23 protein-coding genes are annotated in these 22,997 nt (G+C 68.2%); 13 read left to right on the top strand and 10 right to left on the bottom strand.

Going from position 1 to position 22,997, the window contains the following annotated elements; all coding sequences use genetic code 11:
* The first annotated feature begins 135 nt into the window (after nucleotides 1-135).
* Nucleotides 136-1,662 carry a DUF222 domain-containing protein gene (locus tag ACPW96_RS01920; RefSeq protein ID WP_425881819.1) on the top strand — a complete coding sequence of 509 codons (1,527 nt, stop codon included), beginning with the start codon at nucleotides 136-138 and terminating at the stop codon, nucleotides 1,660-1,662.
* Nucleotides 1,663-2,199: 537 nt separating this feature from the next.
* Nucleotides 2,200-2,565 carry a DUF5655 domain-containing protein gene (locus tag ACPW96_RS01915; protein WP_425881818.1) on the top strand — a complete coding sequence of 122 codons (366 nt, stop codon included), beginning with the start codon at nucleotides 2,200-2,202 and terminating at the stop codon, nucleotides 2,563-2,565.
* A 94-nt stretch (nucleotides 2,566-2,659) separates the two neighbouring features.
* Here the strand turns inward: ACPW96_RS01915 and ACPW96_RS01910 are convergent, their stop codons facing one another.
* The 10 genes from ACPW96_RS01910 to ACPW96_RS01865 all read right to left on the bottom strand — a co-directional run bounded on the left by ACPW96_RS01910 (nucleotide 2,660) and on the right by ACPW96_RS01865 (nucleotide 11,723).
* The gene (locus tag ACPW96_RS01910) at nucleotides 2,660-3,160 is read right to left on the bottom strand and encodes a hemerythrin domain-containing protein (protein ID WP_425881817.1); all 501 of its coding nucleotides are present in this window, start codon (nucleotides 3,158-3,160) and stop codon (nucleotides 2,660-2,662) included.
* A gap of 10 nt (nucleotides 3,161-3,170) precedes the next feature.
* The gene (locus ACPW96_RS01905) at nucleotides 3,171-3,587 is read right to left on the bottom strand and encodes a VOC family protein (RefSeq protein WP_425819720.1); all 417 of its coding nucleotides are present in this window, start codon (nucleotides 3,585-3,587) and stop codon (nucleotides 3,171-3,173) included.
* A gap of 108 nt (nucleotides 3,588-3,695) precedes the next feature.
* A complete protein-coding gene (locus ACPW96_RS01900; protein ID WP_425819722.1) occupies nucleotides 3,696-3,884 on the bottom strand; it encodes a PspC domain-containing protein in 189 nt (62 codons plus the stop codon).
* A gap of 1 nt (nucleotide 3,885) precedes the next feature.
* A complete protein-coding gene (locus ACPW96_RS01895) occupies nucleotides 3,886-4,104 on the bottom strand; it encodes a hypothetical protein (protein ID WP_425819724.1) in 219 nt (72 codons plus the stop codon).
* Nucleotides 4,105-4,165: 61 nt separating this feature from the next.
* Nucleotides 4,166-5,167: a DNA-3-methyladenine glycosylase family protein gene (locus tag ACPW96_RS01890; protein ID WP_425819726.1), complete on the bottom strand. Its 1,002-nt coding sequence runs from the start codon at nucleotides 5,165-5,167 to the stop codon at nucleotides 4,166-4,168.
* A 135-nt stretch (nucleotides 5,168-5,302) separates the two neighbouring features.
* Nucleotides 5,303-6,121, bottom strand: a complete 819-nt coding sequence (locus tag ACPW96_RS01885; protein WP_425881816.1) for a winged helix-turn-helix domain-containing protein — start codon at nucleotides 6,119-6,121, stop codon at nucleotides 5,303-5,305.
* 358 nt (nucleotides 6,122-6,479) lie between these two features.
* Nucleotides 6,480-8,498, bottom strand: a complete 2,019-nt coding sequence (locus tag ACPW96_RS01880) for a beta-galactosidase (protein WP_425881815.1) — start codon at nucleotides 8,496-8,498, stop codon at nucleotides 6,480-6,482.
* Nucleotides 8,495-9,397 (bottom strand): carbohydrate ABC transporter permease, encoded by a 903-nt coding sequence (locus ACPW96_RS01875; RefSeq protein WP_425881814.1) that lies wholly within the window; start codon nucleotides 9,395-9,397, stop codon nucleotides 8,495-8,497. The genes ACPW96_RS01880 and ACPW96_RS01875 overlap by 4 nt, the downstream gene beginning before the upstream one ends.
* Nucleotides 9,394-10,332: a carbohydrate ABC transporter permease gene (locus ACPW96_RS01870; protein ID WP_425819734.1), complete on the bottom strand. Its 939-nt coding sequence runs from the start codon at nucleotides 10,330-10,332 to the stop codon at nucleotides 9,394-9,396. Before ACPW96_RS01870 ends, ACPW96_RS01875 begins: the two co-directional genes overlap by 4 nt.
* 95 nt (nucleotides 10,333-10,427) lie before the next feature.
* Nucleotides 10,428-11,723 (bottom strand): ABC transporter substrate-binding protein, encoded by a 1,296-nt coding sequence (locus ACPW96_RS01865; RefSeq protein WP_425881813.1) that lies wholly within the window; start codon nucleotides 11,721-11,723, stop codon nucleotides 10,428-10,430.
* 175 nt (nucleotides 11,724-11,898) lie between these two features.
* On the opposite strand from ACPW96_RS01865, the gene ACPW96_RS01860 reads away from it, so the two are divergent.
* The 11 genes from ACPW96_RS01860 (at nucleotide 11,899) to ACPW96_RS01810 (ending at nucleotide 22,907) form a co-directional block, all read left to right on the top strand.
* Entirely contained in the window at nucleotides 11,899-12,927 is a 1,029-nt protein-coding gene (locus ACPW96_RS01860) for a LacI family DNA-binding transcriptional regulator (protein WP_425881812.1), read from the top strand.
* Between the two features lie 139 nt (nucleotides 12,928-13,066).
* On the top strand, nucleotides 13,067-14,119 hold the full coding sequence (locus ACPW96_RS01855; RefSeq protein ID WP_425881811.1) for a LacI family DNA-binding transcriptional regulator: 1,053 nt from the start codon (nucleotides 13,067-13,069) through the stop codon (nucleotides 14,117-14,119).
* A gap of 112 nt (nucleotides 14,120-14,231) precedes the next feature.
* Complete coding sequence (locus tag ACPW96_RS01850) at nucleotides 14,232-15,551, top strand: ABC transporter substrate-binding protein (RefSeq protein WP_425881810.1); 1,320 nt, start codon at nucleotides 14,232-14,234, stop codon at nucleotides 15,549-15,551.
* A gap of 61 nt (nucleotides 15,552-15,612) precedes the next feature.
* Nucleotides 15,613-16,590, top strand: coding sequence for a carbohydrate ABC transporter permease (locus ACPW96_RS01845; RefSeq protein ID WP_425881809.1), 978 nt, complete (start codon nucleotides 15,613-15,615; stop codon nucleotides 16,588-16,590).
* Nucleotides 16,590-17,486 carry a carbohydrate ABC transporter permease gene (locus ACPW96_RS01840; RefSeq protein ID WP_425881808.1) on the top strand — a complete coding sequence of 299 codons (897 nt, stop codon included), beginning with the start codon at nucleotides 16,590-16,592 and terminating at the stop codon, nucleotides 17,484-17,486. The genes ACPW96_RS01845 and ACPW96_RS01840 overlap by 1 nt, the downstream gene beginning before the upstream one ends.
* Complete coding sequence (gene yicI, locus ACPW96_RS01835) at nucleotides 17,486-19,783, top strand: alpha-xylosidase (protein ID WP_425881807.1); 2,298 nt, start codon at nucleotides 17,486-17,488, stop codon at nucleotides 19,781-19,783. Before ACPW96_RS01840 ends, yicI begins: the two co-directional genes overlap by 1 nt.
* Nucleotides 19,780-21,231, top strand: coding sequence for a GH1 family beta-glucosidase (locus ACPW96_RS01830; RefSeq protein ID WP_425881806.1), 1,452 nt, complete (start codon nucleotides 19,780-19,782; stop codon nucleotides 21,229-21,231). Before yicI ends, ACPW96_RS01830 begins: the two co-directional genes overlap by 4 nt.
* Nucleotides 21,232-21,275: 44 nt before the next feature.
* Complete coding sequence (locus tag ACPW96_RS01825) at nucleotides 21,276-21,575, top strand: GNAT family N-acetyltransferase (RefSeq protein WP_425881805.1); 300 nt, start codon at nucleotides 21,276-21,278, stop codon at nucleotides 21,573-21,575.
* A 65-nt stretch (nucleotides 21,576-21,640) separates the two neighbouring features.
* Nucleotides 21,641-22,078 carry a DUF1622 domain-containing protein gene (locus ACPW96_RS01820; protein WP_425819750.1) on the top strand — a complete coding sequence of 146 codons (438 nt, stop codon included), beginning with the start codon at nucleotides 21,641-21,643 and terminating at the stop codon, nucleotides 22,076-22,078.
* Between the two features lie 89 nt (nucleotides 22,079-22,167).
* On the top strand, nucleotides 22,168-22,518 hold the full coding sequence (locus tag ACPW96_RS01815; RefSeq protein WP_425819752.1) for a hypothetical protein: 351 nt from the start codon (nucleotides 22,168-22,170) through the stop codon (nucleotides 22,516-22,518).
* Nucleotides 22,518-22,907, top strand: coding sequence for a hypothetical protein (locus tag ACPW96_RS01810; protein WP_425881804.1), 390 nt, complete (start codon nucleotides 22,518-22,520; stop codon nucleotides 22,905-22,907). Before ACPW96_RS01815 ends, ACPW96_RS01810 begins: the two co-directional genes overlap by 1 nt.
* The last annotated feature ends 90 nt before the right edge of the window (nucleotides 22,908-22,997 follow it).

Raw genomic sequence — 22,997 nt, 5'->3', positions numbered from 1 at the left:
CGCGGCGTGCCGGCGGTGTCGCCGTTTCCTCCACAGGGAGCACCCGAATTAGGGTTTGAACAGGGCATGGTTTGTTTTGCTGATCTGGGCTGTTCCGGCGGTTCGGATGTCGGTGGTTGGCGGTTGAATGAACCCATGCACCCGCTCACCGACACCCTCCACGCGCTGGAACACGCGCTCGGTGAGGCGGTCGCCGCGGCGTTCGCCGCGGAAGCGGTGTCCGGGCTGGATGACGAGGACCTGCTCACGGTGATTGCGGCCGCGGGGCGGATCGTGCGTCGGGCGGAGGCGGTGCTGGTGGAGTGCACCGCCCAGGTGCAGGACCGTTCCGCCGCCGCCTCCCTGGACGGGCGGCTCACCCCCCGGATGGGGTGCCGGTCGGTGTCCGAGCTGGTCCAACGCGCCACGCTCGCCTCGAAGCAGACCGTCACCGGGTACGAGCGCGCCGCCCGCGGTGTGCACGAGCAGGTCGCCCCGTCGTCGGGGGAGAAGCTGCCGGCCCCGTTTCCGGGGATGCGGGCCGCGCTGATCGACGGCGCCGTCGGTGTCGACGGGGTCGTCGCGGTGCTAGCACCGTTGTCCCATCTCGCGATGACCGCGGGACGCGCCGCGCACCTGGCCGCCGACGAGGAGTTGGCCGCCTGCGCGCGCGGTGTGGGGGTGGATGCGGCACCCCCGGCGACCGCGGAGGAGCTGCGCGTGTGCGCGCAGGTGTGGGCGGTGTTCCTGGATCAGGACGGCACTGAACCCCGCGACGCGGCCGTGATGCGCACACGCGGAGTCACCCTGGGTGTGGCCCGGGACGGGGTGATCCCGGTCCGCGGGAACCTGCTCCCCGAGGTCGCCGCCCAACTGCAGCGGATCTTCGACGCACTGCTGAACCCGAAACTCGACGGCCCCCGCTTCACCCCCACCGACACCACGGACGGCGACGGGATGGACGCCGGTCATGCCGGAGCGGGGCACTGGGAGGGGAAGGGTGCCGACCCCCGGTTCGACGAGGACGCGCCCGCGGATCCGGGCAGTGTGGGTCTGCGTGAGGGCGTGTTGCGTGATCAGGCGGATCTGCGCACCCGGGCGCAGAAGCAGCACGACGCCCTGGCCACCGCCCTGAGCGTCGCCGCCCGGTCCGGGGAGCTGCCCACCCTGGGTGGGGCGGCGCCGACCCTGGTCGTGTCCGTCCGCGCCGCGGACCTGGCCGCAGGCACCGGGTACGCGCACCTGGACGGCACCGACCAGCCCGTCCCGATCGGGGTGGCCCGGCACACCGCCTGCGACGGGGTGGTGCAACGCGTCCTGATGGACGATCACGGTCGGATCGTGTCGATCGGAACCCTGGACCGGGTGTTCAACCACCACCAACGCAAGGCGATAACCCTCCGCGACGGGGGCTGCATCATCCCCGGCTGCCACATCCCCGCCGCCTGGTGCGAGATCCACCACGTCACCGACCACGCTCTCGGCGGACCCACCCACACCGACAACGGCGTCCTGCTCTGCTGGCACCACCACCGCACCCTGAACACCAACGGCTGGAACATCCGCATCCAGCACGGCACCCCCCACGTCCGCGGCCCCTCCTGGTGCGACCCCTCCGGCCACTGGCGACCCACCACCACATCCCCCACCCGCCTCCACGACCGGATCAACCGAAAACAATGATCAATCCGTCGTGAGGAGCGCCAGAAGGCGAGGAACAGCCCTCGGACCCGTCGCTTTAGCGAGCGCGGCCCGAGACCAGAGCCACCCACGGATTGGCACCAACCCGGTCGCTGAGCGAGCGCAGCGAGACGAAGCGCTCTGAGCAGACCAGAACGTGATCGCTGAACGCCCTTCGTCTTTGTCGCGAAGCCGGGTCAGTGAGCGCCCTTCGTCTCGTCGCTGCGCTCCTCGCTCAGGGACCGCTTGGCGAGACGAACTGTTCTGAGCAGACGGGAACGTCGGTCGCTGAACGACCTCGGTCATGTCGCCAAGCCGGTCGCCGAACGGCCTTGGTCATGCCGCGAAGCCGGTTGCACGAAACGCCTTCGTCTCGTCGCTGCGCTCCTCGCTCAGGGACCGCAATGCGAGACGAAGCGTCTTCGCCCAGAACCGGAACCTTGGGCGGCGCTCCCCTTCTCTGCGCTCGCTCAGCGACCCTCAATGGAGCAAGATCCTCGGGGCGTGCGATTCGAGGGCTGTTCGACCTAGTGTTGCGCCATGACTCAGCCGATTGAGGGTGACGAGTTCTTTGAGCCTGACAAGAAAGCCGTCTCGATCTACCGCGCACTCGCCCACTCACTCGTCGGACTCGAAGGGGTCGAAGTCGTCGTTTCCAAGAGCCAGGTGGCGTTCCGCGCGCGTCGAGGATTCGCCTACGCGTGGGCGCCCAAGCACCTAATGAAGAGCGATGTTCCAGTAGTGGTGTCCATCGCACTACGGGAAGAATTGCACTCCTCCCGGTTCAAGGAGGTCGCCCATCCGTCGCCGTCGACGTGGATGCACCATCTGGAACTCCGCCTGATGAAAGAGGTCGATGCCGAACTGATCGCTTGGATCAAGCGGGCCTATCAGGAGGCTCGCTAGACGACACGTGATGCCGGCGCCGCTGACTGGGCGACCCAGCGCGGTATAGCCCGTTGCGCCGCGCGGTGAAGGACCGGAAGAGATGCCCTTGCGCTCAGGCGAGTGGACCGAGCAACTCGCTCGCGGTCGCGGCCGAACGAAGTGTTGACAGCGGCCCGAGCAGCTCGCGCTCCTCGTAACGGAAGTGCGACTCCATGATCGCGGCGATGCCCTCCAGATGTCGTTCGAGCGCCCCGCGATCGGCTCCGCTTTCCATCGCCCCGCGGAACTGCAGGAGAAGATGGCTGAGCATCGAGTGGTCCTGCACCAGCTTGCCCACCACGGGACGCAGTTCGGGATGATCAGCCACGAGCGCCGGAAACAGGCCGGCGTCCTCGCTCCGGTGATGGCCGTCGAGGGCGACGCAGAAGCCGGTGCAGTACAGCAGGAGGTCCGCCGACGCAGCGGCCGCAGCATCGCGGAGCGCCCCGGCCCCCGGCGCGGCATCCCCGTCGCCCTCGAGAACCGCCGCCCGGGCGATCGCCAGGGACTGACGCAGCCGCGCGTGCACAGCGTGCAGCTCCGCGTCCCAGGCGATCAAGCGGTCGGCTTCCACACGCCCCAGGCTATGCGGCGGGCGACGCGTTCAGCGCGACCATCCAGTCGACACCGAACTTGTCGGTCAGCATGCCGAAGCGGCCGCCCCACGGAGGCGTCTCGAACGGCATCACGACGGTGCCGCCGGCGGTGAGACCGTCCCAGACGCTCTGCAGCCGCGCCTCGTCGTCGCCGCTGACCGAGACCGATACGCCGGCGGGTTCCTTGTAAGGCATCGAACTCGGTGTGTCGGCGGCCATCAGCGTCAAGCCGTCGGGCGTCTCGAGCTGGGCGTGCATCACGAGGTCGTTCTCGGCGGGGTCCTGGCCCATGTCGTAGCTGCCGAAGGTGTCGACCGCGAGTTCGCCGCCGAAGACGCTCTGATAGAACTCCATCGCCTCGCGTGCGTTGTTCCTGAACGAGATGTAAGGGTTGAGTGTGGTCATGGTTGGCTCCTGTGTCGGTGATCGGATGCCGCGGCCGGCCCCGTGACGCGACTCAGTGTTCTCCGGGCATCCGACATTCGCAAGCCCGGGGCGACGGCACCGCTCGGGTCAGCTGAGCTCCGACGGCATCACGATCCAGAGCACGATGTATACCCACAGGCTGAGGCCGAAGAAGACGACCGCCACTGCGGTCAGCACGCGCGTCAGCGTGACGTTCCAGCCGAAGCGCTGTGCGATTCCGGAGCACACGCCGGCGATGACGCGGCCCTGGGCGGGACGGGCGAGGGTTGTTGCCATGTCAGAGCTCGATTCCGTGTGACTCGTCGTTGACGCCGACATTCTTGCCGCGCCGGGACTCGTAGGCCAGGAGCCAGCCGATCGACAGGATCGCGCCGATCGTGATGCCGAGGGCGATGCTGCCCAGCACCGCGCCGATCAGCGCACCGAGGGCGAGCAGCCCGATCGTCCCGAGCAGCCAGTACGTGCGGCCGCGAGGCCATCCATTGCCTTGTGCCATGCGCCCACCATAGGCCACGCCGTCACGCGGGGGCAGGGGCCCACGGAACCGTGCCACCGTGTCACCGCTCGCGATGGTCCTCCGGATGCACACGCGCACCACGGCGAGGCTCTCGCGGCCCGCTCGCGCCGAGCAGGCGGATGACGCGCTGACGGTGCCCGGCCCATGGCGCCAGCAGCTCCAGCATCCCGTCATCATCGACGCGCTTCCCGGTGAGGGCGTAGCCGATCTCGTGGGCGAGGTGGTAGTCGCCGACGCTCACGGCGTCGGGGTCGCCGAAGGCGCGGATGCGGGTTTCCGCCGAGGTCCACAGGCCCACTCCCCGGAGGCTCGTCAGCACCGCATCACGCGCGGGCCCGTCCGGGGCGGCCGCCACCACGCGGGCGATCGTATCGCCCCGCCGGGCCGCTTCGACGATGGTGCGGGACTGCGGCGGCTCCAGCCCTGCGCGGTGCCACGCCCACGAAGGGATGCGCCGCCACTCGTCGACCGCGGGCGGCGCGAACATCGGCCGCGGCGTCGGGCCAGGCGCGCGTTCGCCGAACCAGGTGACGATGCTGCGCCAGGCCGCGAAGGCCTGCGTACCGGTGACCTTCTGCTCGATGACCGCGCTCGCGAGGGTGTCGAAGACGATGTCGGTGCGACCGAGCCGCAGCCCGGGGTTGCGGTGGTGGGCGTCCCGCACGAGCGGGTTCCCACCGGGGTCGAAGGAGGCCGCGTCATCGCGCGCGCCGCAGAGCGCGGGCGCCTGGTCGAGCGCCCACTCCGCGCCGGGACCCCAGGCGGCGATGCGGATCGCGCCTCGCGACACCTCGCGCAGCGCGACGGTGGCGATCCCGTCGGGCGTGCGGCTGGCACGCCAGATGACCGGACCCGCGAGAACCATCGTGGGATCACCGGCGCCCCGGCGCTCATACGCCACCGTGCGGCGGAAGTCCAGCGGATGCCGCGGCCGGTACTCGCTCTCGAGTCGAGGCGGCTCCGCCTCCCGATCGAGGCCCCGCGCCGCAGCCCTCCCGTGGGGCGTGCGGGCGCGGCTCTGCAGAGGGGGCCGCGAGGTCATGCCGTCACCCTACGCCGCCGTCCTGACACCCGGGCCGCCCCGTGTGCGCGAGGGGACGCGAACTGCCGCCGTGCCACCCGGAAACCGACGTTCTGCGTCCTTTCGGCAGGCCCCGGGACGCCCGAGAAGACAGGTCTAGAAGCGGTCCGGCGACGGGGTGCCGTGGCCGTAGCGGATGACGACATCCGCGTGCCGGTCGAAGCGGTATCCGACGCCGCGCACCGTGCGGACGACGTCCTCGTACCGGCCGAGCTTGGCCCGCAGGCGACGCACGTGAACGTCGATGGTGCGCTCGCCCGGCGCCTCCTCCTCGGCGGAGGCCTGCCACAGCGACGACACCAGCTCGGTGCGCTCGATCGTGCGCCCCTCCCGCAGCACGAGGTACTGCAGCAGCTCGAACTCCTTGAAGGTGAAGGCGGCCGACTCGCCGTCGATCAGCACGCGCTTGCGCGAAATGTCGACGACGACGCCGCCGCCGGCGACATCCTGCTCCTCGGGCTCTGCCTTCGTCCGAGCGATCGCGCTCGGCTCGTGCAGCGCGAGACGCACGACGTCCACGTCGCGGCCCCCGGAGCCCACGGGCGCCAGGGCGACGGTCGCATACGTCTCGGCGCTCGGGGCCAGTTCGGCGAGGGTGCGACGGAGCGCGTCGACGAGAACACCGAGGTTGACCCCGGCTTCGGCGGCCTTGGCCTCGTCGATCCCAACGTAGAGGGCGAAGCCGCGGGGGGAGCGCGTCAGCGAGCCGGGGGTTTGGGGCGGAGCCCCATCGGGGGAGCGCGTCAGCGAGCCGGGGGTTTGGGGCGGAGCCCCATTGAGAGACGTGCCCGCGGGGACGGCCCGCCCCGGAGTCGCGGGCGCCGGCTCGGCGGCCGGGGCCTCTGCTCGGGGAGGAAGGGCCTGCAGGTGCGAGGGACGGATGGAGGAGCGTTCGAGGAGTGCGGAGTTCGACATGATGATGGTCCTTGCGGAGGGAACCCGGGCTGTCGCCTGGAGCGGGTTCGGGTGTGCTGTAGTGCGGCGGAATGCCGGGAGACTTCAGACGAATCGATGTTCGCGATCGAATGAAGCGGGGCTCCGCGCCTCGGATCAGAAGCGGGCGGCGGGCCGGACGGAGGTCACTGGGTCAGCGACACATTCGACAACACATGCTGACGCGGCCGGCCATCATCATGCCGGCAGTCCTGTTCGCCTCCAAGGCGGACACAGGGCGTGCGTAGTCAGTCATAGAGCCGATTATGACGGAGCGTGTCGGAATGTGTCAAACCGCACGGATGCCGGCGGTATCGCATGACGAAATATGACAGATTGCTCAATCCTGGTCGATGGACCAGTCGGGAGCAGATTCCCGGATGACCGCGACCGATCGCGGCAGAAGGCGGATGGTGCTTTCGGCTCCGCTGATCAAGTCGACTCCGGTGCCCGAGAGCCGGACATTCCGGTCGCCGTGATTGAACACGAAGAGGTAGTCCGCACGTGCCCCGCGTCGGCGGACCGCCTCCACCTGGAGTTCCGCGGCGCCCGCCAGCAGCGGGCTCACGTCGGCGTCGCGGGCGGCTTCGGCGAGAAAGGCATCGAGCGAGGACTGCACCAGTTTCGTGGACACGTAGGTCACCGTTCCGGCTCCGACGTCGCGGCGCGTGATCGCCGGGTGGCCCGAGAGAGCACCCGATCCGTACTCGGCGATCGTCTCAGCGGACTCCATGTGCACAAGTTCCGTCCACAGGGAGCCCTGCCATCCGTTGCCGAGCGCGATGGTCTCGTCGTCGGCCAGGGGAAAGATCTGTTCCGCATGTGCACCGAGCAGCGACCGCAGCATTCCGGGGTATCCGCCCAGGACGATTCGCTGATCCTCGTCGGTCAGGCCGGTTGCGAAGGACACGACGAGATGACCGCCCGATTCTACGAACGACTCGAGCCACCGCGCGGTCGCCCGCGTCATCGCATACAGGGCCGGGACGACAAGCAGCCGATACCGGGAGGCGTCTCCACCCGGGCGGATGAAGTCGACGACGTGTCCGCTGCGCCAGAACGCCCGATGGGCGGCGCGCACCTCGTCGGAGTAGTTCACCGCGTCGGTCGGAAGGTGCGGCGTCTCCAGCGACCACCAGCCCTCGGCATCCCACACGATCCCGATCTGCGCATCGATCACCACGCCGTCGGCGGGCGGAGCGGCCACCTCGGCGATCTTCTCCAGGATCTCGCCGAGTTCGACTACGGTCTCGAAGACCTTCGTGTCGGCGCCCGCGTGCGGGACGAGCGAACCATGCCACACTTCCGATCCGGCGGCCGACGCCCGCCACTGGAAGAACAGGGAGCTCTGGGACCCGCGCGCGATGTAGCCGAGTGAATTGCGGATCATCCGATCCGGCTCCTTGGTGAAGAGCCGGTCGCCGACCCGGATGCCGGTGGCGTTCTGCTCCATCAGCACCCAGGGGCCGCCCGCCCATGACCTGGTCAGATCGGAGCCGTAGGCGACGTGAGTCTCGCCGTCGCGACCCGTTGTGTCGAGATAGTGGTCGATCGATACGACGTCCTGGGCGTCGCTCCACGACCACTGCTCCAGGTGATTCCACGTCGGCAGCATGAAGTTCGTCGTGATCGGCGCCGTCGATCCGGCGGCGCGGATCACCTCCTTCTGCTCGGTGTAAGCGGCGAGCATCTCGTCCGAGCTGAACCTCTTGAAGTCGACGAGGTGCGCCGGGTTGTGGAGGTACTGGGTCTGCATCGGGGGCAGGATCTCGTCCCATGCGCCGTAGCGCTGCGACCAGAAGGCCGTGTACCACGCTGTGTTCAGGTTCTCTATCGTCGAGTACTTCTTCGCCAGCCATTCGCGGAAGGCGCGTGCCGCATGCGGACCGTAGTCGATGGTCCCGTACTCGTTGTGGACGTGCCAGCCTCGCAGTCCAGGATGCTTCCCGTAGCGCTCCGCCAGGTAGCCGGCGATACCGCGCGCCCCCGCCCGGTACGCCGGGGCGCTGATCGCGTAGGTGTCACGCGAGCCGTGCAGCACGCGGGAGCCGTCGGGCCTGATCGGCAGGGCGTCCGGGTGCGCGAGCGTGAACCAGGGCGGCGGCGAGGCGGTCGGGGTCGCCAGAAAGAATCCGATGCCCGCCGAGTGGAGCATCCCGATCACCTCGTCCAGCCACTCCGCCTGGTACTCGCCCTCGCGCGGCTCCAGCATCGCCCACGAGAACACGCCGATCGTGGCGGTGTTGACCTTCGCGCGCGTCATCAGCGCGATGTCCTCCACCCACGTCTCCCGGGACCACTGTTCGGGGCTGTAGTCGCCTCCGAAGAGGAACAGGCCGGGGGAGTATGGTGCGCTCATCCCTTCAGTCCACCGCTCACGAGGTCGAGCCGCCAGTAGCGCTGCAGCACGAGCATCATCACGATCAGCGGAATGATCGAGATCGCGGCCCCGATGATGGCAAGGCTGTAGAGGGAGGGCGTGCCTGATCCCTTCGAGAGCAGGGTGTACAGACCGACGGTGAGCGGGTACATCCCCTCGTCCGAGAGCATGATGAAGGGGAGAAGGAAGTTGTTCCAGATCCCGACGAACTGCAGCAGGAAGATCGTCACCATGCCGGGCACCATCATCGGCAGCACGATGGCCGTGAAGATGCGGAACTCGCTGGCCCCATCGATCCGCGCGGCCTCCATCGTGTCGGTCGGAACCGCGGACGCGGCGTAGACGCGAGCCAGGAAGATTCCGAACGGTGAGATCAGCACGGGCAGCAGCACCGACCAGTACGTGCCGGCAAGGCCCACCTGCGACATGAGCAGGTATTGCGGGATGGCGAGGGTGATTCCAGGAAGCAGCACCCCGGCGAGGATCGCGTAGAACCACACCTGCCGGCCCGGGAACTCGTATTTCGCGAGGGCGAAGCCGGCCATCGTCGAGATCAGCGTCGAGAGCGCCGCTCCGACCCCGGCGTAGATGAAGCTGTTGAATGCCCACAGCGTGAACTGGCCTCCGCCGTAGGCGAAGAGATCCTCGATGTTGTCGAACAGCCCCGTGCCGGGGAAGAACGTGAAGGTGGTGAACAGCTCCGTGTTCGACTTGGTGGATGCGATGAGCACCCACAGGACCGGCACGAGGCAGTAGATGGCGCCGAGGACGAGCACCACGGAGGCGATCACGGGGCGGCGGGTGCGCCGCCGCGGCGCGATGCTCGAGTCCGGTCTGATGGATGCCGGCGGGCGGCGTTCGGCGACTGCAGTGCTCATTGCTCTCCTCCAAAGGCTCGCTTCTGCGTCACTCGCAGCAGCACGACCGACAGCACGAGCGTCCCGAGCGCCAGCACGACGGAGGATGCCGCGGCGAGGGACAGGTCATCGCGCACGAACGCATCGCGGTAGATCTTCATCAGCGGCACCCACGTCTGGGAGATCTCGTTGGTCATCGGGCGCAGGGTGGTCGGTTCGCCGTAGACCTGCAGCGTTCCGATGAGAGCGAACAGACCGGTGAGGATGAGTGCCGGCGCGACGAGGGGGATTTTCACGCGCCACGCGATGCTCCACTCACTCGCCCCGTCGATGCGCGCCGCCTCGTAGATCTCGTTCGGGATGCCGCGGAGCGATGTGTAGATGATGATCATGTTGAAGCCGACCGCGCCCCAGATCGCGATGTTCGCGACGGACGGATACAGCGATGCGCCACTGAGGGCCACCACGTCGGGCAGACCGAGCTGGTTCAGGATCCAGTTGAGGGGACTGGTGGATGGCAGATAGAGGAAGCCCCACAGGAGCGACGCGATGACTCCCGGGACGGCGTACGGAATGAAGATGGACGTGCGGGAGAAACGCGCGGCCCGCACCCGCGGAAGGTCCAGCAGCAGCGCGAAGAGAAGGCCCAGGCCGAGTGTCAGCGGGATGGCGATGAGGCCGTAGATCGCCAGTCGGCCGAAGCCCGCGAGGAACTCGGTGTCCGTGAACGTTCGGATGTAGTTCTCGAACCCGACCCACGTCTCCTCCCGGATACCGAAGGGCCCGGCTCCGGAAACCCGCAGTCCACGGAAGCTCAGGAAGATGGCGTAGATCATCGGTATCGCCAGGAACGCGATGAACAGCACTCCGGCCGGCAGGAGAAAGGCGTACGGCGCGACCCAGGCGGTTCTGCGCCTCCGGGCCGGAGTTGTGACGTGGTCGGTCGTCGCGGTCATCGCGCGCACCTCTTCCTACGGAACGTCGGTGGTCTGCTGAGGGATCGGCGGGTGCCGGGGCGACGACCCCGGCCCCCGCCTGATTGCTGCGGTCGCTACTGGCGGGTGACGGTGAAGCCGGATGTCTCCATGTCGGAGAAGACGACGTCCTCCGTCTCGGTGAGGGCCTCCCGCAGCGGCGTGCCGTTGGTCACGGCGGCCGACATGGCGTCCTGGAACGCACTGGAGGCGACGTTCACATTCGGGCCCCAGCTGAGATCGGGGATGGTCTCAGCGGCGATCTGCGCCGCGATCTCCCAGTAGTCCTCCTGCTGCGGCATCAGGGTCGGCGGATCGCTGTCCAAGGTCAGCTCCTGCCCACGGAGCGATGCCGGGTACTGGCCCTCCCGGATCTGGATCTTGGCACTCTCTTCGGATGCGCCGATCCACGCCGCGAACTCCGCCGCCTCTTCGGGGTGCTTGCTCGAAGAGCTGACGATCGCGGCCGAACCGCCCTGGAAGGCGACGGCTGGGTCGCCCTCGTTCCATTGCGGAAGCGGTGCCATGGCCCACTGGCCGGCCATCTCGGCCGCGACGCCGTTGATGACTCCGGCCGCCCACAGGCCGGCGGGCCAGGAGAGGATGTTGCCCTCGTTGAGGCTCGCGTTCCACTCCGGCGTCAGCAGGGGCTCGGCGAGCACGAGGTCGCGGTCGATCAGATCCTGCCAGTAGTCCGCGACGGCGACCGAGTCTGGGTCATCGAAGTCGACCGTCCACGTGTCGCCGTCGACCGTCCACCATTCGGCGCCCGCCTGCTGGGCGAACGCCGCGAAGCCGCCGAACTCGGCCGGCGCGAACGTCGTGATGTAGGCATCGGGGTCTGCGGCACGCACCGCTGCCGCGGCATCCGCGAACTCTGCCCACGTCGTCGGGACGGCGATGCCGAGTTGCTCCAGGCGAGCCTGGTTGTATGTCAGAGCCTGCGGACCGGCGTCTTGGGGGATGCCGTAGCTCGCCCCGTCGAACGTCGCCTGGCTCCACACGCCGGGGGCGAACTGGTCCTCCAGATCGCTGACGTGCTCGGTGATGTCGGTGGCGACGCCGGCGACGATCATCGCGGGCAGCGTGTTGTACTCGACCAGTGCCACGTCAGGGGCGCTGCCGGCGCGCGCCGCCGTGACGAGCTTTGCCGACGAGTCCGTCCCGCCGCCCGCGTCCGTGTGCTTGACCTGGATGTCGGGGTGCGCTTCGTTCCACGCGTCGACCAGCGGCTTTTGGGTCGTGCCCCACGCCCAGTATTCGAGCGTGACGGGGCCGTCACCACCGGCATCGCTGCCCGTATCGGCGGCGCAGCCAGACACTGCGAGCGCCGCGATGGCCACCGTCGCACTTGCAAACAATCGTCGTTTCATTGCACATCTCCCTCGACATGTCCGGGCGGTGACCGAATCAGCCACTCATCGAAGCGTTTCGCGGAAACGCTTCGACAGCACAGTACGCTGGAGCCGCGGCATTTGGCAACCCTTCGAAAGCATCCCGAGTCGACGAGCCCGTCCCGCCGCATCCGCGTAAGACGATGGAAGTCCAATGGCGAATATTCATGAGGTGGCCGACGCCGCGGGCGTCTCCATCAGCACCGTGTCGTACGCGCTGAGTGGCAAGCGACCTGTTTCCGACGAGACGCGGCGCCGAATCGAGGAGGCCGTCCAGCGCCTCGATTACCGCCCCAACGCGGGCGCACGGATGCTGGCCGGGCGCAGAACCCACATCCTCGCTGTGACCGAGCCGCTGCGAGCCGACACGCATGCGCCCACGCACATGGCGTTCGTCCTCGCTACCGCAGTCGCGGCTCGACGCGAGGACTACGACGTGCTCCTCCTGACCGAGGAGCAGGCTTCTGCCGGCATGCACCGTGTCGCCACGAGTGGGCTGGCGGACGCGATCATCGTCCTCGATGTCGCCCCGAACGACGAGCGCGTGGGGTTGGCGCACCACATCGCCGTGCCGAGCATCTTCGTCGGCGTGCCGGACGCGAGCGAGGGGCTCGTGTGCGTCGACCTCGACTTCGATGGGGCCGCACGGATGGGGGTCGAGCACCTCGCCGACGCAGGCCATCGCAAGCTGGGCCTCATCGGGCACGCCCCCGAGGCGTACGAGCTGTCCAATTTTCCACCGCGGGTGCGCGACGGGTTCGTGCGCTCTGCCGCCGAGCGCCATGTCGAAGGAGAATTCCGGATGCTCACCGGTGAGGGCCGGACGGAGGCGCGGGCTCGTCGCGCTGCGGCGTCGCTCCTCGACGCCGGCGCAACCGGCATCCTCCTGCACTGCAACGACGACGCGCACAATGGTGTTCTCTCCGAGATCGCAGACCGGGGACTGCGCATTCCGGAGGACGTGTCGCTCATCTCCGTGGGGTCGACTCTCGACACCACGGCTTTCGATGTGCCGCTGAGCTCCATCCCGCTGATTCCGCACCTGTCGTGCGACCTGGCGGTCTCGCTCGCAATGCAGTTTCTGTCGGGTGAACCGCCCGAGCCCGGTGTGCGGCTGATTCCGCCGACCTTTGTGGACCATGGCTCGATCGGCTTCCGTGCGGCATCGCCCGGCGAAGCCTGATCTCGGGGAGGGACTTGCCAAGGAGCCGAGGTGGCTCTATGGTGATCGAAACGCTTCGACGAAGCGCTTCGATGATCCACATCGCTGAGCGACTTCTCGGCGGAGCGATCTGTCAAACACCCAGGACGACGGAGTCGACATGGCGAAGATCCACGAGGTGGCGAAGGCCGCCGGTGTGTCCATCAGCACCGTGTCGTATGCCTTGAGCGGCAAGCGGCCCGTGTCGCTGGCCACGCGACGCCGCATCGAACGGGCGGTGCTCGAGCTGGACTACCGACCCAACGCCGGCGCCCGAATGCTCGCGGGCAGTCGCACGCACATCTTCGCGCTGACCGAGCCCTTTCGGGCCGACACGCATGCACCGACGCACATGGCGTTCGTGCTCGCCACCTCGATCGCCGCCCGCACGCACGATTACGACATCCTGCTGCTCACGGACGAGCAGGCCATCGCGGGCATGCGCCGGGTCGCGTCCAGCGGGCTCGTCGATGGCGTCATCGTGCTCGACGTCGCTCCTGACGACGCACGGGTGGAACTCGCCCGGCACCTCTCCATCCCGAGCGTCTTCATCGGTGTTCCCAACCACCCCGAAGGCCTGATCTGCGTCGACCTCGACTTCGAGGCGGCTGCTGCGCTGGCGGTCGACCGCCTCGCGGACGGGGGCCACACCTCCCTGGGGCTCGTGGGGCAGGCGCAGACCGCCTATGAGGTCTCGAACTTTCCGCCCCGCGTGCGGACTGCGTTCGAGGCGGGGGTGGCGGCTCGCGGCCTCGAGCCGATGTTCCGCACGAGCGGCGGGTCCCGCACAACGGCCGAGGACGCGCGTCGCGGTGCCGAGGAGCTGCTCGACGCCGGCGTCACGGGGCTTGTGCTGCACTGCAACGAAGATGCGCACGCGGCCGTGCTCGCCGGGCTGGCTGGGCGCGGCCTGACGATCGGCACGGACGTCGCCGTCGTCTCGGTGGCGGCCACGTTCGACACGTCGGCCTTCTCTACGCCGGTCGATGTGATCCCGCTCCTTCCGCAAGCCTCCGCCGACCTCGCGGTCGGACTCGCCATGCGCTGTCTCGGCGACAACCCGCCGGCGCCCGGCCTTCACCTCATACCCCCCACCTACATCGACCACGGGTCGGTGTCCGCCCTCGGCCGGAGCTCGGCCGCCTCTCGGACAGGCGGCGCCCCCGCCGCCTGATCCGACCCGCGTCGCGGGGCCTTCGCAGGCGCGTCATCGAAGCGCTTCGACAATCCACGTCCATCACCGAGAACCCAACAGAACCACTCGCATCAAGAAAGGAGTGCCGAAGATGGCACACTCATTCACACGCAAGACCCGCACCCGGCTGCTCGGCGCCGCCGTGGCGGTCACCGTCGGAGCGCTCGCACTCGCCGGCTGCTCCGGCGGATCCGGAGACGCCGGAGGCGGCGACGGCGACATACTCAAGCTCTGGCACTACGAGGGCGCAGACAGCGCCATGGGCAAGGCCTGGGCAGAGGCCATCAAGGTCTTCGAGGAGGAGACCGGCGCAACGGTCGAGTTCGAGGAGAAGTCCTTCGAGCAGATCCAGAAGACGGCGAGCCAGGTGCTCGACACCGACGCGGCTCCCGACCTGATGGAGTTCAACAAGGGCAATGCGACCGCGGGCTTCCTCGCGAGCACGGGCCTCATCACCGACATCTCGGACGCCGTCGACGAGTACGGCTGGGCGGACAAACTCGCCCCGTCCCTGCAGACGACTGCCAAGTACAGCGAAGACGGAGTCATGGGTGGAGACACCTGGTACGGCGTCCCGAACTACGGCGAGTTCGTGGGTGCCTACTACAACCTCGACGCCTTCGAGGCGGCGGGTGTCGAAGTTCCCACCACGTACGAGGAGTTCGTCGCGGTGCTCGACGCCTTCGTCGCGAAAGGGATCACGCCGCTCTCCGAGGCGGCGGCGGAATATCCGCTCGGTCAGCTCTGGTATCAGCTCGCGCTGAGCCAGGCCGACCGCCAGTTCGTGGACGACTACCAGCTGTATGAGAACCCCGTCGACTGGCAGGGGGACGAGATCACGTATGCGACCGAGACCCTCCAGGACTACGTGGACAAGGGCTACATCGCCTCGGACGTATCGTCGATCAAGGCCGACGACGCGGGAGTCGCCTTCATCAACGGATCGGCACCGATCTTCGTATCGGGGTCGTGGTGGTTCGGCCGGTTCGTGGCAGAGGCGACGGGCTTCGACTGGTCGCTGCAGGCCTTCCCCGAGAGCGAGCTGTCGCTGGGCTCGTCGGGCAACCTGTGGGTGGTGCCGGAGAACGCTTCGAACAAGGAGCTCGCATACGAGTTCATCGACATCACGATGCGTCCCGAGATCCAGGCGATCATCGGCAACAGCGGCGGCCTGCCGGTGGCGGCCAACCCGGCTGACATCACGGATGAGAAGAGCGCGGAGCTCATCTCGACCTTCAACGGGATCCTCGACAACGACGGCCTCTCGTTCTACCCGGACTGGCCGGCACCGGGCTTCTACGACGTGCTCGTTCAGGAGCTGCAGGGCCTGGTGACGGGAGTGCAGGACGCCGAGACGACGAACGCCAACCTCGGTGAGGCGTATGACGAAGGCACAGAAGAGTTCCGTTGACCCGCTGGTGGGGGCGGCGCCCGGAGCGGTGCCGCCCCCGCCCACTTCCTGGAGTTGAGACATGTCTCTTGCAACCCGCACCGACCGCGGAAAGACGACCCGCGTGAAGCTCCCCCCGGAGGAGCCGTCCATCCCTCAGCGCAAGGGGGGAACAGGCGGCTACTGGCTCTACCTTCTGCCCGGCTTCGTGCTGCTGCTGGTGATCGTGATCGTTCCACTCCTCTGGAACGTGTATCTCACGTTCACGAAATGGCGAGGAGTCGGCACGCCTGAGTTCATCGGCCTCGAGAACTGGCAGAAGATCTTCACCGACGAAGACTTCTGGACCTCCTTCACGAACTCCGTCTGGATGGTCATCGCGATGGTGGTCGTCCCGACCATCGTCGGGTTGATCGTCGCGGCGCTGCTGTTCGACGTCGTCGGCCGCAAGTTCGGCGGAAAGGTCGGCAGCTTCCTGCGGGCGACCTACTACCTGCCGCAGATCCTGCCCGTGGTCGTTGCCGGCATCGTGATCGGATGGATCGTGCGACCGGGTGGCGACGGCGCCCTGAATCAGATCCTGGGCTTCTTCGGCGTCCCACCATACGACTGGCTGGGGCAGATGCCTTCGGCACTCATCGTGCTCATGGTCGTCCTCATCTGGGTGCAGGTCGGCTACCCGGTGGTCATCTTCATGGCTGCACTGCAGCGTGTCGACCCTGAACTCTACGAGGCGGCTGAACTCGACGGAGCGAACTGGTTCCAAAGGTTCTCCGCCATCACTGTGAGCATCATCCGGCCCGAGATCTTCGTCGTCACGCTGACCTCGACGATCGCTGCGCTGAAGGTATTCGGCCCCGTCTACGTCATCACCCGGGGAGGCCCGGCGGGCGCGACCCTGGTTCCGGCCTACTACGCCTACCAGGAGTTCTTCACGAAGCGGAACGTCGGCTACGGCGCGACCATTGCGACCGTCTTGACCATCGTCGTCGTGATCGTGTCGATCATCTTCATCCGCGTGCAGAACTCCATCGAACGCAAAGAAAGGGCGGGCCTCTGATGGCTGTCGGAACCGTTCTCGTCACGACCGGGAAAGGCGCCAAGCGCGCTGGACGCGCCCGCGGCGGCATGACCAAGAAGCGCGGAGTCGACTGGCTGCTGCTCGCGCTCGTGATCGTCGGCGCCCTCGCGGTGATCGCGCCCTTCTACCTGGTGCTGGTCAACTCGTTCAAGTCGCCCATCGACTATGCCACCGGAGGGCCGCTCGCCCTGCCGGAGTCGCTCGATTTCACGGGCATCGTCAAATTCTGGGAGCGGGTGCACTTCCCGCAGAAGGTATGGAACTCGATCTTCATCTCGGGGGTCGTCGCGGTGCTCGCCGTGGTCATCTCGATGCTCAACGCATTCGCGATAGGAATCGGAAGGGTCAGAGGACGCGCGTGGATCGTGCTTCTGTTCCTGTTGGCCAACCTGCTGCCGCAGGAAGCGCTTCTCTACCCGCTGTACTACATGTTCAAAGAGATCGGCCTCTACGACAACGTCTGGTCGGTGATCATCATCTTCACCGTCATCCAGGCGGCCTTCGGCACCTATCTCCTGTCGTCGGTCTACGGCACGTTCCCGAAGGAGATCCTCGAAGCGGCATCCATCGACGGCGCGACGCGCTGGCAGATCCTGTGGCGCGTCGTCTTCCCCATCAGCCGTCCTACGCTGTCGGTGCTGCTCATCTTCTTCTTCATCTGGACGTGGAATGAGTTCCTCATCCCGTTGACGTTCCTCGCGTCCAACGACTATCAGACCGTCCCCGTCGCGATCAGCGTGCTGCAGGGCGACCGGCTGATGGATGTCACCACCACGAGCGCGTCGGCTCTGCTCGGCATCATTCCCACGCTCATCTTCTTCCTCATCTTCCAGCGCACGCTGACGCGCGGCATCACGGCAGGAGCAGTCAAGTAATGAAGTTCACCGATGGGTTCTGGCAGCTGCGACCGGGGGTCACGGCGCTCTACGCGCAGGAGGCGTACGACATATGGCAGGCGGATGCCGCGGCGGGGCTCAGCGGAACTGCCCCGGCGGCCCTCGGCCGAACCTCCGATGGAGCCGGTCTCGTCGTGACCGCGCCCACCGCGGTGATCGCGAAGCGCGGCGACATCCTCAACCGCCCCACCCTGACGGTCACCCTCTCGTCGCCGCTCGAGGGGGTGGTGCGGGTGCGGGTCGCTCATCACATCGGCGGCCGGTGGCATGGCGGCTTCGGGCTGCCGGGCGCTGTCGAGGGCGGCGCCGGCGCGGCATCGGTCAGCGAGGAAGGCGGCACACTCGTCAGCGGCCCGCTGACCGCGCGCATCGCCAAGGGTGCACCCTGGTCGCTGTCCTTCGAGCACGACGGCACGCGCCTCACGGGCAGCGGTCACAAGGCGCAGGGCTACGTGCAGCTCGCACCGAACGCACAGGTCGACCCCGGCGTCGTCGGCAACGCCCGCAGCGGCGGCGCTGGTCCGCAGAGCCGCGCCTACGTGCACGAACAGCTCGATCTCGGCGTGGGGGAGCTCATCTACGGCCTCGGCGAGCGATTCGGTCCGATCGTCAAGAACGGCCAGACTGTCGACATCTGGAACGCCGACGGCGGCACCTCCAGCGAGCAGGCCTACAAGAACGTGCCGTTCTACCTCTCCAACCGCGGGTACGGGGTTCTGGTGAACGACCCCGGGCACGTCTCGTTCGAGATCGGCTCGGAGGCGGTCGAGCGCCTGCAGTTCTCGGTTCCCGGCGAGGTGCTGGAGTACTTCGTGATCGCCGGGCCGACGCCGAAGGACGTGCTCGAGCGGTACACGGCCCTCACCGGCCGCCCGCCCATCGTGCCGGCGTGGTCATACGGGCTCTGGCTCTCGACCAGCTTCACCACCGACTACGACGAGCAGACGGTCACCTCGTTCGTCGACGAGATGGCGCGCCGCGAGCTGCCGGTTTCGGTGTTCCACTTCGACTGCTTCTGGATGCGCGAGTTCAACTGGTGCGACTTCGAGTGGGATCCGCGGGTCTTCCCCGACCCGGAGGGCATGCTCGATCGCCTGCACGGCAAGGACCTGCGGGTCTCGGTGTGGATCAACCCCTACATCGGCCAGCGCTCGCCCCTTTTCGCCGAGGGCGCGGAGGCGAAATACCTCGTCAAGCGGGCCGACGGCTCGGTGTGGCAGTGGGACCTCTGGCAGGCGGGAATGGGTCTCGTCGATTTCACCAACCCCGACGCGACGGCGTGGTTCCAGTCGAAGCTCCGCGCGCTCGTCGATCAGGGCGTCGACTGCTTCAAGACCGACTTCGGCGAGCGCATCCCGCTCGATGTCGCCTGGTTCGACGGCGCGGATCCCGAGCGCATGCACAACCTCTACACGCTGCTCTACAACAAGGCGGTGCACGATGTGCTCGTCGGCGCCCGGGGCGAGGGTGACGCGGTCCTCTTCGCCCGCTCCGCCACCGCCGGCGGCCAGAGCATGCCCGTGCACTGGGGCGGCGACTCCACGTCGACCTTCGCGTCGATGGCCGAGACCCTCCGCGGCGGGCTCTCCCTCGCGCTCAGCGGCTTCGCGCACTGGAGCCACGACATCGGCGGCTTCGAGGGCACCCCGGATGCCGCGGTCTTCAAGCGCTGGACCGCGTTCGGGCTGCTGGGCAGCCACAGCCGCTTCCACGGCTCCACGTCCTACCGGGTGCCGTGGATCTTCGACGAGGAGGCCGTGGATGTGACCCGCACGTTCACGCACCTGAAGATGCGCCTGATGCCGTACCTCTTCCAAGCGGGGGTGGATGCCGCGGCATCCGGGGTCCCCATCCTGCGGCCCCTGCAGCTGGAGTTCCCGGAGGACCCCGCCGTCGGCTACCTCGACAGGCAGTACATGCTCGGCTCCGACATCCTGGTGGCGCCGGTCTTCACCGCGTCGGGAGACGTGGAGTTCTACCTCCCGGCCGGAAGGTGGACGCACCTGCTCACCGGCGAAGAGGTGACGGGCGGCGGCTGGCGCCGCGAGACGCACGGGTTCCAGAGCCTGCCCATCTACGTGCGGCCGGGGACCGTGCTGCCGTGGGGAGCGCGGGTCGATCGGCCCGACTACGACTATCTCGACGGGCTGACGTTCCGCACCTTCGCGGGCGAACCGCGCGGCGCGGAGGTCGTCGTCACCAACCCCGACGGTCGCGTCGGCCGTTTTGACACACAGGGAAACGCCATCGGCGGGACTGGAAAGGTAGGAGAATGACTCTCTTCTCGACGGCCGGCATCAAGGGCTCCACCGACTACAGGGACGCCGGACTGGTGTTCCCGCCCGGATTCACCTTCGGCTCCGCGACCGCGGCCTACCAGGTCGAGGGCGGCGCACAGGAGGACGGGCGCGGTGCCTCGATCTGGGACACGTTCAGCAGGACGCCGGGCAAGGTGTGGAACGGCGACACCGGCGACGTCGCCTGCGACCACTACCACCGCTGGGAGAGCGACCTGGATCTGATGGCCGAACTCGGCCTCGGCGCGTACCGGTTCTCGATCGCCTGGCCCCGCATCCAGCCGACCGGGCGCGGGCCCGTCAACCAGGCGGGGATCGACTTCTACTCGCTCCTCGTCGATGGCCTGCTGGAGCGGGGCATCAAGCCCGTGGCGACGCTCTACCACTGGGATCTGCCCCAGGCCCTCGAGGACGGGGGCGGATGGCCCGCGCGTTCGACCGCCGACGCGTTCGGGGAGTACGCCGCGATCATGGGCGCGGCGCTCGGTGACCGGGTGCACACCTGGACGACCCTCAACGAGCCGTGGTGCTCGGCATACCTCGGATACGGCCAGGGCGGCCATGCCCCCGGCCGGCACGAACCCGCCGCGGCGCTCGCTGCGGTGCACCACCTCAACCTCGCGCACGGCCGGGCGGTGCAGGCGCTGCGCGCCACGTCGACGGGCGACCCCGACTACTCCATCACGCTGAACTTCCACGTGCTGCGAGGCAAGGGCGACGGCGCGGCGGAGGCGATGCGCCGGGTCGATGCCCTGGCCAACCGAGCATTCACGATGCCGCTGCTGCGGGGCGAATACCCGGCCGACCTGCTCGAGGACACCGCAGCGGTGACCGACTGGTCGTTCGTGCGCGAGGGCGACCTCGCCGACATCTCGCAGCCGATCGACGTGCTCGGCGTCAACTACTACTCCACCGCCACGGTGCAGCTGTGGGACGGCGTTTCGCCGAAGCAGCAGAACGACGGTCACAAGGCGGCGGGCGGCGGAACGGCGTGGCCCGGCAGCGACGGCATCGTGGAGTTCCTCGAACAGCCCGGTCCCTACACCACCATGGGCTGGAACATCGCTCCCGAGGGTCTGGAAGAGCTGCTGCTCTCGCTGAAAGACCAGTTCCCCGAGCAGCCGCTGATGATCACGGAGAACGGCGCTGCCTTCGACGACGTGGTGGCCGAGGACGGATCGGTACCGGACGCCGACCGGGTCGACTACCTTCGGCGGCACTTCACGGCCGCTCATCGCGCCATCGAGGGCGGCGTCGACCTGCGGGGCTACTTCGTCTGGTCGCTGATGGACAACTTCGAGTGGGGCTACGGCTACGCGAAGCGGTTCGGGATCGTGCGCGTCGACTTCGACACGCTGGAGCGCACGCCGAAGGACAGCGCGCGGTGGTTCCAGCAGCTGGCGGGCAGCGGGATCCTCCCCGCATAGCGCGGCTCCGAGCCCAGCGGCGGTAGCGGGCGTACGATTTTCAGGTGAGTTCCTTGACGTTCATGCATGAACCGGATGCCTCGCGCTACACGCTCCGCAGGGGCGCAGACCTCGTCAGCATCCTCGACTACCGTGACGACGGACGCACCGTGGCCATGACGCGGGCCTACACCGTGCCGACGTTCCGGGGCCACGGTTACGCCGCCGAGGTCGTGGAGCGGGCCGTGTCCGATCTGGAGGAGACCGGCGACCGCAAGGTGATCCCGGTGTGCTGGTACGTCGCGGACTGGTTCGATGAGCACCCGGATCGCCGCGGCATCCTGCAGGGCCGTCGCAGCGCATAGGGGCGCCTCCAGGTCCCTAGCGCGCGCCCCCCGGCCCTTCGGCTGGGCGCCGCTACGCTGAGCCCGTGGACTTCCCGGTTTTCGTCTCGCTCGAGATCTTCTTCGCCGGCGTGACGATCGCGTTCGAGTTGCTCGGCGCGGTGGCGATGATCGTCGGAACGGTCATCGCCGCGATTCTGTGCGTGCGATCGCTGCGCCGCGGCGAGGGCGGCCAAACGGCGTTCACGACGCTCCGCAACACGCTCGGTGCGGCCATCCTGCTCGGGCTCGAAGTGCTGGTCGCGGCGGACCTCCTGCGCACGATCACTTCGAAGCCCTCGATGGAGGAGGCCCTCATCCTCGGGCTGATCGTTCTGATCCGGGTGGTGCTCTCCTTCTCGATCCAGGTGGAGATCGACGGGATCTCCCCGTGGCGGCGGGCGCTGCTGACCAGCGGCGGCCAGCTGATCGGGCAGGCCGTCGCCAAGGATCGCCGGGCCCAGTCGTCATCCGACCCGCGCTGAGCCGTCGTACACGGGGCCCTGTAGACCGTCAAGCCCCTTCCCGCGCGCGCGCCCGCGCGCGAGGCTGAACGGCAACGAGAGGACTCGCGATGAGCAACCCACAGGATCCGCAGGACCTGCCAGAAGGCGTCATCAACAACGAACCGGCCGGCGGCTGGGGAAGCGAAGAGGCGTCGGCCACCGAGGCGGATTCCGACCGCAGTTCGAGCGGCCTTCCCCCCAACACCCCCACTGGCACCGATGCCACCGCCGACGCTCCCGGCCAGCCGGCGGAGCCGTCCGGCCCCGAGGCGCCGAGCGCCCCGGCCGGTCCCATCGAGGGCGACGGGGCCGGCCAGGGCCTGGATCCAGATCTGGCCACCGACGCCGACCTGGAGCAGGGTCGCGGCGAGGACCCCTCGCTCGACCCCGGCGCACGCGAGCGACAGGAAGGCCTGTGATGAGCGAATACGAGAAGAACGGCGGGGATTATCCCGACAAGGGCGGCACCTGGTCCGGCCCGGTCTCCGATGACGCGAAATCCCAGCCCGAGTCCGACGGCGCATCCGGCGCCGGCACACAGGCGGGGGTGTCGGAGCCCGGTACCCAGGACGAACCCCTGCAGGACATGCACCCCACGTCGGTCGACGAGAAGATCGAGGGCATCATCGCCCAGTCCCGGTCCGACTTCGCGGGGAGCGGGGACATGGACCTGCCGCTGCTGGTGCGCCGCCGTCTCGAAGACGCCGGCATCCAGGCCTCCGACGCTGACATCCAGCGTGTGGTCGACCGCGTCGGGAACGTCGACGACGGCACGCGGATCGAGCCCGGAGTCCATCCGGATCGCTGAGCCGTACCCGAGGGCCGGGGCGGGCGGCGGGGGGCGGCGGGGCCCCGGGGGGGGGTGGGGGGCGCGGGGTGGCGCGCCGACGCGGCGCGC

The sequence above is a fragment of the Micromonospora sp. DT81.3 genome (assembly GCF_049847225.1).
Taxonomy (GTDB): domain Bacteria; phylum Actinomycetota; class Actinomycetes; order Actinomycetales; family Microbacteriaceae; genus Microbacterium.
The sequence above is the reverse complement of the archived record's forward strand: the minus strand, read 5'-3'. Positions and strand labels throughout refer to the sequence as shown.